The following is a 14,798-nucleotide window of genomic DNA, read 5'->3' on the forward strand; positions in this document are numbered from 1 at the left end:
ACCCATGCGTATCCTGCTTGCCCTTCTTGCCTCGCTCCTGGCCCTTGCTGCCGCGCCCGCCGCTGCTCAGGAACTTGAGACGCGTAGCGGCCCGATCTTCACCGAGTTCGGCGACTGGACGGTGGTCGAAAACCAGCTGCCGGTCGGCGCTGACCAGCGGTATCGCGCGATCTTCGATGCGACCGACGGGGCCGAGGACGGCGAGCTCAACTGGCGCTTCGACAGCGCGGCGCGTTACATCAACCTGCTCGTCGCCCACGGAGTCCCGCGCGAGCATATCGAAGTGGCGATCGTCGTTCATGGACCGGCGGGCTACGACATCGTCAGCCGCGAGCGCTACGAGGAGCAGTATCCTGGCCGTACTCACGGAAGCGTCGATGCGGTAAAGGCGATGATCGCCGAAGGCGTCGAGTTCTACATTTGCGGGCAATCCGCCAACTATCGCGGTATCGCGAATGAGGACCTGATCCCGGGCGTCATCATGACCCTTTCGCAGACGGTCGTGACCTCGACATTGCACGACAGAGGCTTCCAGAATATCCCGTGACCGAACCCGTCCCCCTCCATTCGCCCGACCGGCAGCCGGAAGACCCGGACGCGGCGCTGCGCCCGAAATCGCTTGGCGAGTTCGTTGGGCAGAAGGCGGCGCGCGAGAATTTGCGCGTGTTCATAGAGGCCGCGAAGAATCGTGGCGAGGCGATGGATCATGTGCTGTTCTTCGGCCCGCCGGGCCTCGGCAAGACCACGCTGGCGCAGATCGTGTCCAAGGAACTGGGTGTCGGTTTCCGCGCCACCAGCGGACCGGTAATCGCCAAGGCGGGCGATTTGGCCGCGCTGCTGACCAACCTCGAGCCCAATGACGTCCTCTTCATCGACGAGATCCACCGGCTCAATCCGGTGGTAGAGGAAGTGCTCTATCCCGCGATGGAGGACCGCGCGCTCGACATCATCATTGGCGAGGGGCCCTCGGCGCGCAGCGTGCGGATCGACCTGCCGCCCTTCACGCTGGTCGGCGCGACCACGCGCCAGGGCCTTCTGACCACGCCCTTGCGTGACCGTTTCGGCATCCCGGTACGCCTCAATTTCTACACCGAGGACGAACTGCTCAAGGTCGTCACGCGCGGGGCAGGGCTGCTCGGCATGGGCATCGACGAGGGCGGCGCGCGCGAAATCGCCCGCCGTTCGCGCGGCACCCCTCGCGTCGCCGGACGCCTGATGCGCCGTGTGCGCGATTTCGCGAGTGTGCTGGAAGAGCCCGTGGTCACGAGCAAGGTTGCCGACGAGGCGCTGACCCGGCTGGAGGTCGATTCGCTCGGCCTCGATGCGATGGACCGCCGCTATCTCACCATGATTGCGACCACCTACAAGGGCGGACCGGTTGGCGTGGAGACGCTGGCGGCAGGCCTTTCCGAACCGCGCGACACGGTCGAGGAGGTGATCGAGCCCTACCTGATCCAGCTCGGCCTGATTGCCCGGACCGCGCGGGGGCGCTGCCTGAACGACGGCGGCTGGAGCCACCTCGGGATGACCCCGCCGTCCAAACCGCAAAGCGATATGTTCGACGCATAGGGTTACCGCTGCGGTAAGAATGTCACGCAATAGGGTCCCGAAACGGGACGGGCCTTGCGCAAGCCTCGCATTTCCGCGAAAAATTTACTTTCTGGGTGCACTAGCGATCCGTAAATTTGCGCGAGTTCCACTTTAGGGGATTCGCGAAAGGGAACTGAAAGATCGCGGCACGGGGCGGAAATTCCTTTGTCCCTGTCCGGTCGCAAAAGGAAGTCTCGGCTATGTCGGTCAAGTCAGCACTAGCAAAACTCTCGGCCACCGCAGCGGGCGGTGCGCTCCTCGCGGGCGGCGCGGTGCATGTCGCCGAACAGCCGATCACCGACGATCCGCAATACAAGTCCAAGGCGGTCAAGCAGGTCAAGTACGTCAAGCAGGCCACGCCGCGCGCCGTGCCGCGCCCGACCGTGCCGCGTGCGCGTACGATCCCGCGCGAGATCGAGTGTGTCCCGGCCGAATCGCCCGAAGCGGCCTACAACCCGAACAACATCTGCCCGCCGGTCTATCGCCAGGCGATGGTACCTGTACCCGTTCCCCCGCTACCGGCGGCTGCACCTGTGGGTGGCGGCGGCTCGGCCCGTTCGATCGGTGGCGGTGGCTACGGTGGCGGCTACGGCGGCGGCTTCGGCGGCGGTTTCTTCGGCGGCTTCTTCACCGGTTCGAGCGGTGGCGGCGGCAGCGTCGTCGTCAATTCGACCACCACCACGGGTGGCGAGACGCCCGACGTGATCGTCGACGTTTCGACCACGACCTCGACCGGCGGCACTTCGACCTCTTCGGGCACGATCTCAACGACGACGGGCGGAAGCTCCACGTCAACCTCGACTGGCGGCATCACGTCGACCACGACGACCGGTGAAGTTTCGACCTCGACCGGTGGCGTGTCCACCTCCACTGGCGGTGTCTCGACCTCCACTGGCGGCGTTTCGACCTCGACGGGTGGTGTCTCGACCTCGACCGGTGGGGTTTCGACCACCACGACCACTTCGACCGGCGGCGTCTCCACCTCGACGTCCTCGAGCAGCTCCTCTTCGTCGAGCAGCTCGTCGTCCTCCTCCTCGTCCAGCTCGAGCTCGTCTTCGGGCGGTGGTGACGGATCGAGCTCGGGCGGTCACGGATCGAGCGGCAGCAGCGGCGGTTCGTCGGGCGGTTCTTCGTCCTCGAGCGGCGGTTCGTCGGGCAGTTCCTCGTCCTCCAGCGGCGGTTCTTCGTCGTCGAGCGGCGGCTCCAGCAGCGGCGGTTCGTCGGGTGGCTCGAGCGGCGGTAGCGGTTCCTCGAGCGGCGGTTCGTCCTCGTCGAGCTCCTCTTCCTCCTCCTCGTCCAGCAGCTCGTCGTCTTCGGGCGGTTCGAGCGGCGGTTCGTCGGGCGGTTCGAGTGGTGGCTCGTCGGGCGGCTCCAGCGGCGGCTCCTCGGGCGGTTCGAGTGGCGGTTCGTCGGGTGGCTCCAGCGGCGGTTCGTCGTCCTCCAGCTCGTCCTCGTCCTCGTCTTCGTCGAGCAGTTCCTCGTCCTCGGGCGGCTCCAGCGGTGGTTCGTCGGGCGGCTCTTCGGGTGGTTCGAGCGGCGGCTCGTCCTCCGGCGGCTCGTCGAGCGGCGGTTCCTCGTCCTCGTCTTCGAGCAGCTCGTCCAGCTCCAGCTCGTCAAGCTCGTCTTCGGGCGGCGTCTCGACCAGCGGTTCGAGCACCGGCAACGTATCGTCGAGCACGAGCTCCTCGGGCTCCAGCAGCTCCTCGTCTTCGAGCAGTTCGTCGTCCTCGTCGAGCTCGTCGTCGAGCAGCAGCTCCTCGAGCTCGAGCTCGGGCGGAACCAGCAGCGGCACCGATGTGCCGGCGCCGCCGATGATGGCGCTGTTCGGCATGGCGGCGGCCGCGATCCTCTCGCGCCGCAAGTGGCGGATCAAGCGCGGCGCCTAGGGGCCCGGCTTCCGGCAAACGAAAAGGGCGGTCCCTCGCGGGGCCGCCCTTTTGCTATGGGATCGAGAGGTAGGGCGCTTAGGTGCCTATTCGGCTGTCGGGAGCCCGGCGTCCATCCAGGCAAGGATCCCGCCATCCATGTGCACGGCGTCGGCACCGCTTTGTGCGAGCCGGTCTGCAGCCAGCCCCGATCGGCGGTCTGACCGGCAGTAGAGGACGCGCTCGGCTCCTGCGGGATCGGGCAGGGTTGCCGGATCGAAGCTGTCGAGCGGAATGTTGATCGCGCCCTCCAGATGACCCTCGGCAAATTCCTCGGGCGAGCGCACGTCGATCAACTGGATCGCCTCGCCGGCCTCAATGCGTGCGGCAAGGGCTCCGGGCCCGATCTCAAGGACCGAGCCCGAGAAGGTTGCTATCGCATCCGCATCCGCATCGGCAGCGTCACGCGCATCGGCGGAGCAGGCAGCAAGCGATGCCGCCGCCAGCCCCGCTATGAGCGCGCGCTGCATCAGGCCGCTGCGAGCTTGCGCAGAACGTAATGGAGGATGCCGCCGTTGCGGTAGTATTCCATTTCGTTGGCCGTATCGATGCGGCAGAGAGCGGTGAAGCTGAAGGTCGAGCCGTCTTCGCGGGTAACCTCGACTTCGATGTCCTGGCCCGGCGTCAGGTCGGCAAGGCCCTTGATGCTGAAGCTGTCGGTGGCAGTCAGGCCCAGGCTGGCGCGCGTGTCGCCGTCCTTGAACTGGACCGGCAGCACGCCCATGCCGACGAGGTTCGAGCGGTGGATACGCTCGAAGCTTTCGACGATCACGGCGCGAACGCCCAGCAGGATGGTGCCCTTGGCGGCCCAGTCACGGCTCGAACCCGTGCCGTATTCCTTGCCGGCGATGACCACCAGCGGAGTGCCGTCTTCCTTGTGCTTCATCGCGGCGTCGTAGATCGGCATCTGTTCGCCATTGTAGACGGTTTCGCCACCTTCGACGCCCGGGACCATTTCGTTCTTGATGCGGATGTTGGCGAAGGTGCCGCGCATCATGACTTCGTGGTTGCCGCGGCGCGAGCCGTAGGAGTTGAAGTCCTGCTTCGAAACCTGGTGGCTGTTGAGGTACGCCCCTGCCGGGCTGTCTTCCTTGATCGAACCGGCAGGCGAAATGTGGTCCGTCGTCGTCGAATCGCCGAGGATGGCCAGCGGCTTCGCATCGGTGATGTCGGTGACCGGAGCCGGCTCCATGCCCATGCCTTCGAAGTAGGGCGGGCTCGCCACATAGGTGCTGGTCGGGTTCCAGGTGTAGGTGTCCGAGGCTTCGACCTTGATCGCCTGCCAGTGCTCGTCGCCCTTGTAGACGTCGGCGTAGCGGGTTTCGAACATGTCGCGGTCGATGTTCTTGGTGCGGTGTTCGCGCACTTCCTCGTTGGTCGGCCACACGTCGGCCAGCATCACGTCGTTACCGTCCTGGTCCTGGCCCAGCGGGGTTTCCGTGATGTCGGTCGTGACCGTGCCGAGGATCGAGTAGGCGACCACGAGCGGCGGCGAGGCGAGGAAGTTGGCGCGCACGTCGGGCGACACGCGGCCTTCGAAGTTGCGGTTACCCGAGAGAACCGAAGCGGCGACGATGTCGTTGCCGTTGATCGCCTTCGAAATCGGCGGGGCGAGCGGGCCCGAGTTGCCGATGCAGGTGGTGCAGCCATAGCCGACGAGGTCGAAGCCCATGGCGTCGAGATCGTCCTGCAGGCCGCTCTTCTCGAGATAGTCGGTGACGACCTGCGAGCCCGGTGCGAGGCTGGTCTTGACCCACGGCTTGGGCGCCAGGCCCTTCTCGCGCGCCTTCTTGGCGACGAGGCCGGCGGCGATCAGCACGTCGGGATTGGAGGTGTTGGTGCAGCTGGTGATGGCCGCGATCACGACGTCGCCGTCGCCGACATCATGGTCCTTGCCTTCGACATCGACGCGAACCGGCGCGTCCTTCTTGTAGAGCGACTTGAGGTCGCCGTTGAACAGCTCGTCCACCTGCGGCAGCGCGACGCGGTCCTGCGGGCGCTTCGGGCCGGCGAGGCTGGGTACGACCTTGGAGATGTCGAGCTCGAGGGTCTTGGTGAAGACCGGCTCGTTCTCCGGCGTGAACCACATGCCCTGTTCTTTCGAATAGGCTTCGACCAGCGCGATCGTGTCTTCGTCGCGGCCGGTGAGGCGCATGTATTCGAGGGTCTTGTCGTCGATGCCGAAGAAGCCGCAGGTCGCGCCATATTCGGGCGCCATGTTGGCGATCGTCGCACGGTCGGCGAGGGTGAGGTTGGCAACGCCTTCGCCGTAGAATTCGACGAAACGGCCGACCACGCCGACTTCGCGCAGCATCTGCACGCAGGTCAGCACGAGGTCGGTGGCGGTGACACCTTCGGCCATCGCGCCAGTCAGCTTGAAGCCGACGACTTCGGGGATCAGCATCGAGACCGGCTGGCCGAGCATGGCCGCTTCGGCTTCGATCCCGCCGACGCCCCAGCCCAGCACGCCGAGGCCGTTGATCATGGTGGTGTGGCTGTCGGTGCCGACACAGGTGTCGGGATAGGCGACCATCTGGCCGTCGGTGCCTTCGGAAGACCACACGCCCTTGCCCAGATACTCAAGGTTCACCTGGTGGCAGATGCCGGTGCCCGGGGGCACGGCGGTGAAGTTCTGGAAGCTCTTCGAGCCCCACTTGAGGAAGTCGTAACGTTCCGCGTTGCGGGCGTATTCGAGTTCGACGTTCTTTTCGAAGGCCTTGGGGTGACCGAATTCGTCGACCATGACCGAGTGGTCGATCACGAGGTTCACCGGAACCTGCGGGTTGATCTTGGCGGTATCGCCGCCGAGCTTCGAAATCGCATCGCGCATGGCGGCAAGGTCGACCACGCAGGGCACGCCGGTGAAGTCCTGCAGCAGCACGCGCGCCGGGCGATACTGGATTTCCTTGCCGGTCGCCGGGTTCTTCTGCCAGTCGGCAATCGCCTGGACGTCATCGGTCGAGACGGTGAAGCCGCCGTCCTCGAAGCGCAGCATGTTTTCCAGCAGGACCTTCAGGCTGAAAGGAAGCTTCGACACATCGCCGATTTTTTCCTCGGCCTTGGCGAAGGAATAATAGGCGTAATCCTTGCCGTTCACGGTGAGGGTGGAGCGGGTTCCGAGCGTGTCCTTGCCGACCTGGGTCATGCGCGCATCTGTCCTTTCGTTAGGGGGCCGTCACCCGACCAATGGGCGGGGCGGCGGAATGTGCCGCGCACCTGCGCCGGAACGCGGGAAAAATCAAGTCTGCGGCAGTGCAACATAGACCTTTTGGGGAACGGTCGCACCGCTTCAGGGCTTATTAAGGCTAAATTGGGGCATGTACTCTCGAGAGGGCGAAGACGCTCCCGGGGATGGAGAAAACGATGACAGAGCCGAAAAAGAAGCGCTCGCAAAAGCACCTTCGTATCGCAATCACGGCTGCGGCGCTCGGCGTTGCCGGCTGCTTTACGGCGGCCTTCACCTTTGCCGACCGATCGGCAGAAGCGGCAACCGCCGGACCGATCGCCAAGGCGGACTAGCTGGCGGCAGGCCGGGGCCGGCGCGTGGCGACCCAGCAGGATCCGATGATTATCGCGGTGCCGATGACGGTCGGTGCGGTCAGATCCTCCGAGAAAAACAACCAGCCGAACAGCGAGGCCCACAGGAAGCCCGAATATTCGAGCGGTACGAGAACCTGCGCCTCGGCCCGGGCGTAGGCCCAGGCAAACGCCATGGCGCCTGCCACAGTCAGCAAGGCCGCCGCGACCAGGTCGATCCAGGTCGAGCGGTCGGGCATTTCGAACAGGAACGGCACGGCCAATCCCAAAAGCACGACCGAAACCCCTGAATGGAAGGTAGCGATTTCCGACGGACCTGCGACCTGCGATTGCCGGCGGATCAGGATGAAGCTGTAAGCGTAGAGCAAAGCTGAGGTTAGGATCGAGGCAAGGCCGAGCGCGGTCTCCTCGTCGAAATCCGCTTCTCCCACCTTGCCGCCGATGATGACGAGTGTCCCAGCAAACCCCAGCAGAGAGGCGATGATGGCCTCCTTTCGGATCGTCTCGCCGAGCATGATGCGCGCAAGATAGAGCGCGATCAGAGGAGCGATGAAGCTGATCGCGATGGCTTCAGCCAGCGGAAGCTTGGTGATGGCGTAAAAGAAGGTCAGCGCCATGAAGGTCGCCACGACCGAGCGTTGCAGATGCAGCTTGAGGACCTCGCGTTTGGGCCAGCGCCCTCCGCGCGAGAGCCACAGCGGCAGGGCAATGCTGGTCGCCAGCGCCGAGCGCAGCCAGGCGGCGGTCAGCGCGCCTACGGCCAGGGCGGCGCTTTTCATGAAGGCGTCCATCAGCGACAGGCTCGCCACCGCAAAGGCGGTGACCGCAAGGGGCAAGAGAGGGTTGTCCGCCTTCATGCACGGGGCTGTATCGCTGCTTTGCCCGCCCGTCAGCCGCTAATTCAGCTGCGCGAAAGCGGGAGTGATGGATTAGCGGCCCGGCTTGGGTTAATATTCCCTTCGGGCGCGCTGCAGGGGCACGCCCTGGGACTTTTAGGGTTACGATGATGCGCTTTCGTTTTCTGGCAGGAACCGCCGCTGCGGCGGCCCTTGGGGCAAGTGCCGTTATGGCGCAGGACACGGGTCCGGTGGACTTGCTGCCACCCGAACCGGAAACGGTTGCTAGCGAAGAACTGCCCGATTTCACGCAATCCACGCCGATGAGCGCGCAGCAGCCGAGCGTTGCCGAGACCTTTGGCGATATCCAGATGGAATCGGGCGAAGTGGTGCAGCAGCTGCCGGTCTACGTCCGCGAATGGACGGTAGGCCAGGCGCGCGAACTGCTCGCCTTCATCCCACGCACAGAGGCGGAAGGCCTTGTGCCCGCCGATTACCGCAGCGCCGATCTCGAGGCCGCCATCGCGGGCGGCGAAGGCGACGCGCTGAACGCAGTGGCGAGCGAGATTTTCGTCTGGCTGGTCGAAGATCTGCGCGATGGCCGCACTCCGATGGAATCGCGCCGCCAGTGGTTCGTGGTCGATCCCGACGCCGATCGCCTGCCGACCCACCGCCTGCTCGAAGCGGCCACCGAGACCGGCCGGATCGCAGCCACGCTCGAGGCGCTCAATCCGACCTCGCCCGATTATGCGCGCCTGCGCGACGAGCTTGCCGTCACCACCGATCCTGCGAAGCGCAAGCTCATCCGGGCGAATATGGACCGCTGGCGCTGGCTCGCCCGCGACCTCGGCAAGCGCTACCTGCTGTCCAACGTGCCAGAGTACCAGCTGCGGCTGACGGTCAACGACAAGATCATCAAGAATTACCGCGTGGTCGTCGGCAAACCCGGCCGTACCGCGACGCCGCAGCTTGCCGAGATGGTCGAAGCGGTGATCTTCAACCCGACCTGGACCGTGCCGCAATCGATCGTGAAGGGTGAGGGGCTGGGTGCCCGCGTGCTGAACAATCCCGGCTGGGCACGGGCCAATGGCTACAAGGCGACCAAGGGCGCCAACGGCTGGGTCACTGTGGTCCAGCAGCCGGGGCCGGGCAATTCGCTCGGCCTGATGAAGCTCGACATGCCCAACCCGCACGCGATCTTCTTCCATGACACGCCGGCCAAGGCGCTGTTCGCGCGCGACAACCGTGCGCTTAGCCACGGCTGCATCCGCGTGCAGGGTGCGCGCGAGCTGGCCATGACCATGGCCATGCTCGGCAACGCTTCGAGCCGTGAAGACCTGCCCGCGATCCAGCAGGAAGTTTCCGAGATCACGGCTTCGCGCAAGTACACGCGCTATCCGATGGAAAAGCAGTGGCCCGCCTATATCACCTATTTCACGTACGGCGTGGATGTGAACGGCGAGCTGCGCCAGTTCGACGACATCTACGGCCGTGATGCGCCGGTGCTCGCCGCGCTCGACGCGCCGCGCCAGCGGGAGCGGGCGCGCAAGACGAGCGAGGAAGTCGTCGAGATCATCGACGACCTGCAGACCAGCTAAGAGGGCTTAGAAAACGCCGGGATTGGTGCGGCTGAAGGTCGAGCCGTCGTCGCGTTGCAGCAGATCGTACTGCGACACCGGCGGGCGAACGGTGCTGCCGTCTTCGGCGAGGCCATAGCTTCCCGCCACCAGCAGACGTCCGCCGGACAAGTCGATCAGCGCGCGGTCGAACTGGACCGGGCCCATCGCGAAACAGCCGTTCGAGCGGCCGAGGCGGCCCCAGCGGTCGACATGCTCGGGTGTCGCGTAATTCGCCTGGTGCATCACGATGGCACGCGGCAGGGCGTTGGAATTCGTCTCGTCGAGACCATCGAGGCGGATCGAAGTGCCATAGCGGCCCACGTACCAGCTGCGGGTCATGAAGGCGCCGCGGCTGGAGGCTTCGCTCCCCTCGATATTCGAATAGCGCTTGAGCCAGCCGTCGTGCTCGCCGTCGGAACCGGTCCCGTGGCTCACGTGATAGCTCGCCACGCGCTCGTTCTCGACATCGACGAAGTGGAAGCGCTTCTCGGCGGAATGCAGCCCGAAATCGGCGAGGCCGACAATGTCCTTGCGCCAGACCTTGCTACCGACACGTTCAAGCTCCTCGCGGGCAATGGCCAGCAGCCTGGCATCGCGCGCAGCGGTGGGATTGGCCTGCGCAAAGAGGCGTGTGGGCAGGGCGGCTGCGGCCCCGGCCGCCAGCGTTCCCTTGAGGATATCGCGCCGATTCATGGGTGATGCATTACCACGGAACGCCTTGCGGGACCATAAACGGATTGCTTGACCGACCTGCCGCCACTCCTTAGTGAGTTATTCACATAATACACCATTGGAGAGTGGATCATGCGCCTGCCCGCCCTTGCTGCCCTTGCCGTTTCGCTCATGGCCGCGCCCGCCAGCGCGCAGGACGCCGGCGATACTCCTACCATCGAGCCAATGGCAATCGAGTTCGGCGAAAGCGGTCTTGCCGGACCAGGTGCGGACCCGCTGCGGGCCGAGCTTGCCGATGCCCAGTTCGTGGCGATTGGCGAAGACCATGGGTTTGCCGATGCTCCCCGCCTGGTGACGGCGATGAGCGTCGAGGGAGCGAGCTACGGCTTCGATACCTACGCCATCGAAGTCGGTCCCTATTCGACCCAGTGGCTTGGCGATGTTCTTTCCGATGGCGGGACCGAAGCGCTTGCCGGGCGGCTTGAAGGCATTCCCCTGGCGGTGCCATTCCTCAACATGCGCGAGGAAGCGCAGGCCGCCGAGAAATTCCTCGAACGCGGACGTCTGTGGGGCTGGGACCAGGAGTTCATAGGTTCCCCCCTGATCCACTTTGCCGAGCTGCAGGAGGGCGCCAGCGACGAGGCGCGCGCGCTCTTGTCAGAGCTGCTTGCGACAGAGCGTGAAGCCTTTTCGAGCGGCAATCAGGGGGCCGTGTTCTTCTTCGCCGCAACGCCCGAGCAATGGGCGGCGCTTCGTGAGGCGTTCGCCGCGGACAGCGTAAAGCTCGCCCTTGTCGATGCGATGGAGCGAAGCGCGAAGATATACGGCCACTACCTGAAGGGGCGTGGACTGGACAACAATCTCGACCGGGTCGCGCTCATCCGCGAAACCTTCCTCGACGCCTATCACACGGCCGCGCGCCGCGAGGGCAAGCCGCCCAAGGTGATCCTGAAGGGCGGCTCCACCCATGCCGGACGATCGACCTCGTCCATGGCGACCTTCGACCTCGGCTCACTCCTTGAGGGCATGGCTGCGGCAAACGCCATGGAGGTCTTGCACATCGCCTACCTGCCGCTCGCAGGCGAGCAGATTGGGGTCATGCCATCGCCCGATGGACCGTTTGCCATCAAGCAGGTCGACGCCGGAAAGCTGCGCGCGGCCCTGGAACAGGCCGGAGTGGACCTTGGCCCAGTCGATGCCGGCGAAGGGCATTTCGTGATTCCGATGGAGCCTGTGAAGCGGGCGCTGCGCAACAAGGGCTTGCAGGGCCTCGACCCGATGACGCGCTTTACCGTTCTCGGCTATGACTATCTGATCACCACCGCGAAGGGCCGCGCCGCGACCCCGCTTGCGGAGCGCTAGCCCCCGAGCACCATCTGGTCGTTCTCGATCCGGACCGGCTGGATCGTCGAAAGGAAGCTCTGGCCGAGCAGGGAGATACCGAGCCCTTCGGGTACGACGATGGCGCTGACATTGCGCGCCTCGTGACCGCCGAGGGTCACGCGGTCGAGCGTCAGGTTGACGCCATAGACCGGGCCGGAAGCGCCGCGCGCTACCGCGCGAACATCGGCGTCGGACCAGTGGATGCCGGCCGCGCGGGCATCGGCACCGGTCAGCGCGACCATGCTCGCCCCGGTGTCGACGAGGAAGTTGACCGAAGCGCCGTTCACAGCGGCATCGGCGTAGAAATGCCCGTCGGCCGATCGCGGCAATGCGGTCGAACCCGCGGCCCATGCGGCGTAGCTGTCGCCTTTGCCTGCAGAGGGCGCAGACCCGGCGTGAAGCACGCGCGGTTCTGCCTCGACCAGCGTTTCCGCGCTTTCGGTAGCCGAATCCATCGCCCCGCCGGGCACGAAAGCGGCGCCGACAAAGGCCACGACGGCAACAGCAAGAAAAACGGCTTCACGCATGGCGCATATGGTGCGCCCTGCGGCGTTAAATCCGGGTAAAGCCCGGCTCGCGTTGCTGTCAGCTGGTCTTTTCGTGGAGCGCAGCCGCCTGCATGCCGAGCCGCATCAGGTCGGGTGTCGCCTTCTGCGCCCACTCGCCCATTTCAGCCATCCGGGCGAGCAAGGGGCTCTGCTTTGCCATCAGCGCGGCAAGGGTCGGGCCCATCGGGTCGACCCGCGATTGCGCCAGGAAGGCGGCGAGGCCGGAATGCTGCGACCAGGCCCGGCGGTTCGCCATGGTGGTCATGTAGGCGTAGGGGTAGGTCTGCGGCGTGTCGGTGAGCGGACCTGGCGTTGCAAGCGCATTGCGCTCCGCATCATCCTTCCCGTGGACTTCGAGATAGGCGGCCACGGCGGCGCTGAGCGTGACAAGCGGCACGTGAAGCGGCTGCAGGACAATGCGGTCCTGCGTAAAGACGGGCGAACGCTGCTGGCGCGCTTCGAAGGGCACGGCCGATGCGGTACAGTCGACGAACAGCGTGTTCTCCGGCACGTCGACCGTTTCCCCGGCGAAGACGAGCTTGCCCGGGTCGATCCGCTGCACGCGGCCGGCCCGGATGACGTTGGTCACCCGGCGCAGGATGTCGATCTCCCCTTCGGAGATCGTGGCGTAGTGGAACATTTCCGGCTCGATGTTCTCATCGATGCGAAGGAAATGGCCGTCTTCGCCCATCAGCCTCAGCATCTCGGCACCGTCCTTGGCACCGATGGCTGACTTGAAGTGCGCGATCTGCCAGTCCATCGCCTTGTCGAACCCGGCTTCACCCGGTTGAACGCGGCTGCGGTTTATCAGCCAGGATTCGCGCGGACGGACCCAGCTTACCGCGCTTTCCGGTACACCTGCTTCGAGCAGCCAGATGACCGTGTCCATCGCCGTCTTGCCCGCGCCGAGCACGACATAGTGTGCGGGCAGGTTGTCAGTCTGCATCCACAACCCGGGCAGCGCACCGGGAGGTTCGATCCGCACGCCGTCGGCGACGGCGAAGTTGCGGGTATGCGTCGAGGGAACTGAGGTCTGGTAGAACGTACCATCGACCTCGCGGCGGCGGATCTCGACATGCGTTTCCTCACCCGACAGGAGCTGCACGATGCGCCCGTCGCCGCGGTATTCGGACAGGGGATAATAGGTGACCCGGCCGGTAGGCATCAGCACCGTGTCCATCACGCGCTCGAAATAGGCGAGCACATCGGGTCCGCTCGCCAGTGCCAGCATGCCGGCGTTGTGGCCGGTCGAGTCGACATGTTCGCCCGGGAAGGCGAGCGAGTTTACGCCGTAGCTCGTGCTCGGCTGGTGCAGCGCGACGAAGCTGTAGGCGTCGTTCCAGTGACCGCCCGGCTTGGCGTGCTTGTCGACGAAGGTGACGTGCGCCTCGGGGTCTTCTGCGAGCAGGGTGTCGGCAAAGGTGAGGCCGACCGCGCCCGCACCGATGATGAGATAATCGGTCTGGGCGCGTTCCATCTTACTCGGCGGCCTCCTTGGCGTGGGGGTCGAAGGCCACCGCTTCGCCGGCTTCGATAAGGGCGGCCTTTTCCTCGACCAGCTTGACGATATGGTCGAGCATGTCGTCGCTCTGCACATGGTGGTCGGTCACGCCGGAGAGGTAGACCATGTGTTTGCCGTTTCCGCCGCCGGTAATGCCGATATCGGTCTCACGCGCTTCGCCCGGCCCGTTGACCACGCAGCCAAGGACCGAAAGGCTCATCGGCGTCTTGATGTGTTCGAGCCGCTTTTCGAGCGTTTCGACGGTGCGGATCACGTCGAAACCCTGACGCGAACAGCTGGGGCAGGAGACTACGCGGACACCGCGGGTTCGCAGGCCGAGGCTCTTCAGGATCTCGTAGCCGACCTTCACTTCCTGCTCGGGCTCTGCCGAAAGCGAGACGCGGATCGTGTCGCCAATCCCGGCCCACAGCAGGCTGCCTATGCCGATCGCACTCTTGACCGTCCCGCCGACCAGTCCGCCGGCTTCGGTGATGCCGAGATGCAGCGGGCAGTCTACCGCATCGGCAAGGCCGTGATAGGCGGCGACCGCGAGGAAAACGTCGCTGGCCTTCACCGCGACCTTGTAGTCGTGGAAGTCGTGGTCCTGCAGCAGCTTGATGTGGTCGAGCGCGCTTTCGATCAGCGCTTCGGGGCAGGGCTCGCCGTATTTTTCGAGCAGGTCCTTTTCGAGGCTGCCGGCGTTGACGCCGATGCGGATCGCGCAGCCGTTGGCCTTGGCGGCGCGGACCACTTCCGCAACGCGTTCGCTGCTACCGATGTTGCCCGGGTTGATGCGCAGGCAGGCCGCGCCCTTGTCAGCCGCTTCGAGCGCGCGCTTGTAGTGAAAGTGGATGTCCGCAACGATCGGGACGCGCGCGGCCTTAGTGATCTTGTCGAAACGCTCGGTCGATTCCGCGGTCGGGCAGGATACGCGGATAATGTCCGCACCGGCCTCTTCGCAGCGGCGGATCTGGTCGAGCGTGGCCACCACGTCCTCGGTCGGCGTGTTGGTCATGGTCTGCACCGTGATCGGCGCATCACCCCCTACGGGGACGTTGCCGACCATGATCTGGCGGGACTGACGGCGCTCGATCGTGCGCCAGGGGCGGATTGCGTTCATTGTTCTGCTCGGCGCTTTCTGAAGACCGGTGTCGGGCCGCGCGAATACGGCCTTGCTATGCCGCCGA

At 65.3% G+C, this 14,798-nt stretch carries 14 protein-coding genes; 5 read left to right on the forward strand and 9 right to left on the reverse strand.

The features are described 5' to 3' along the window. Positions 1-4: 4 nt before the first annotated feature. Together KUV82_RS02675 and ruvB are read left to right on the forward strand one after the other, a co-directional pair. The gene (locus tag KUV82_RS02675; RefSeq protein WP_219955365.1) at positions 5-547 is read left to right on the forward strand and encodes a DsrE family protein; all 543 of its coding nucleotides are present in this window, start codon (positions 5-7) and stop codon (positions 545-547) included. Further along, the gene (gene ruvB, locus KUV82_RS02680) at positions 544-1,569 is read left to right on the forward strand and encodes a Holliday junction branch migration DNA helicase RuvB (RefSeq protein ID WP_219955366.1); all 1,026 of its coding nucleotides are present in this window, start codon (positions 544-546) and stop codon (positions 1,567-1,569) included. The genes KUV82_RS02675 and ruvB overlap by 4 nt, the downstream gene beginning before the upstream one ends. Positions 1,570-2,176: 607 nt before the next feature. On the opposite strand, the gene KUV82_RS02685 is transcribed toward ruvB, so the two are convergent. The 4 genes from KUV82_RS02685 to acnA form a co-directional block, all read right to left on the reverse strand. Further along, positions 2,177-2,572 (reverse strand): hypothetical protein, encoded by a 396-nt coding sequence (locus KUV82_RS02685; protein WP_219955367.1) that lies wholly within the window; start codon positions 2,570-2,572, stop codon positions 2,177-2,179. Between the two features lie 105 nt (positions 2,573-2,677). Continuing rightward, complete coding sequence (locus KUV82_RS02690; protein ID WP_219955368.1) at positions 2,678-3,463, reverse strand: hypothetical protein; 786 nt, start codon at positions 3,461-3,463, stop codon at positions 2,678-2,680. Positions 3,464-3,562: 99 nt separating this feature from the next. After that, positions 3,563-3,985, reverse strand: coding sequence for a rhodanese-like domain-containing protein (locus KUV82_RS02695; RefSeq protein ID WP_219955369.1), 423 nt, complete (start codon positions 3,983-3,985; stop codon positions 3,563-3,565). After that, a complete protein-coding gene (gene acnA, locus KUV82_RS02700) occupies positions 3,985-6,660 on the reverse strand; it encodes an aconitate hydratase AcnA (protein ID WP_219955370.1) in 2,676 nt (891 codons plus the stop codon). The genes KUV82_RS02695 and acnA overlap by 1 nt, the downstream gene beginning before the upstream one ends. Before the next feature lie 218 nt (positions 6,661-6,878). Between acnA and KUV82_RS02705 the strand changes: the two genes are divergently transcribed. Next, positions 6,879-7,034, forward strand: coding sequence for a hypothetical protein (locus tag KUV82_RS02705; RefSeq protein ID WP_219955371.1), 156 nt, complete (start codon positions 6,879-6,881; stop codon positions 7,032-7,034). On the opposite strand, the gene KUV82_RS02710 is transcribed toward KUV82_RS02705, so the two are convergent. After that, positions 7,031-7,909, reverse strand: a complete 879-nt coding sequence (locus tag KUV82_RS02710) for a DMT family transporter (RefSeq protein ID WP_219955372.1) — start codon at positions 7,907-7,909, stop codon at positions 7,031-7,033. The two genes, KUV82_RS02705 and KUV82_RS02710, sit on opposite strands and share 4 nt — an antisense overlap. Before the next feature lie 209 nt (positions 7,910-8,118). On the opposite strand from KUV82_RS02710, the gene KUV82_RS02715 reads away from it, so the two are divergent. Then, the gene (locus KUV82_RS02715; RefSeq protein ID WP_258319814.1) at positions 8,119-9,486 is read left to right on the forward strand and encodes a L,D-transpeptidase family protein; all 1,368 of its coding nucleotides are present in this window, start codon (positions 8,119-8,121) and stop codon (positions 9,484-9,486) included. Between the two features lie 6 nt (positions 9,487-9,492). Here KUV82_RS02715 and KUV82_RS02720 read toward each other — a convergent pair whose 3' ends face one another. Then, positions 9,493-10,200 (reverse strand): murein L,D-transpeptidase catalytic domain-containing protein, encoded by a 708-nt coding sequence (locus tag KUV82_RS02720; protein ID WP_219955374.1) that lies wholly within the window; start codon positions 10,198-10,200, stop codon positions 9,493-9,495. Positions 10,201-10,311: 111 nt separating this feature from the next. Here KUV82_RS02720 and KUV82_RS02725 point away from each other — a divergent pair, with 111 nt between their 5' ends. Then, the gene (locus KUV82_RS02725) at positions 10,312-11,541 is read left to right on the forward strand and encodes a hypothetical protein (RefSeq protein ID WP_219955375.1); all 1,230 of its coding nucleotides are present in this window, start codon (positions 10,312-10,314) and stop codon (positions 11,539-11,541) included. Here the strand turns inward: KUV82_RS02725 and KUV82_RS02730 are convergent. The 3 genes from KUV82_RS02730 to ispG are packed head-to-tail and all read right to left on the reverse strand — an operon-like array spanning position 11,538 to position 14,731. Beyond that, positions 11,538-12,089 carry a retropepsin-like aspartic protease family protein gene (locus KUV82_RS02730; protein ID WP_258319815.1) on the reverse strand — a complete coding sequence of 184 codons (552 nt, stop codon included), beginning with the start codon at positions 12,087-12,089 and terminating at the stop codon, positions 11,538-11,540. The genes KUV82_RS02725 and KUV82_RS02730 overlap by 4 nt on opposite strands. A 58-nt stretch (positions 12,090-12,147) precedes the next feature. Then, complete coding sequence (locus tag KUV82_RS02735; protein ID WP_219955376.1) at positions 12,148-13,587, reverse strand: NAD(P)-binding protein; 1,440 nt, start codon at positions 13,585-13,587, stop codon at positions 12,148-12,150. 1 nt (position 13,588) lies between these two features. Beyond that, complete coding sequence (ispG, locus tag KUV82_RS02740; RefSeq protein ID WP_219955377.1) at positions 13,589-14,731, reverse strand: flavodoxin-dependent (E)-4-hydroxy-3-methylbut-2-enyl-diphosphate synthase; 1,143 nt, start codon at positions 14,729-14,731, stop codon at positions 13,589-13,591. Positions 14,732-14,798: the final 67 nt, after the last annotated feature.

Source organism: Qipengyuania flava (assembly GCF_019448255.1).
In the GTDB taxonomy this organism is placed as follows: domain Bacteria; phylum Pseudomonadota; class Alphaproteobacteria; order Sphingomonadales; family Sphingomonadaceae; genus Qipengyuania; species Qipengyuania flava_A.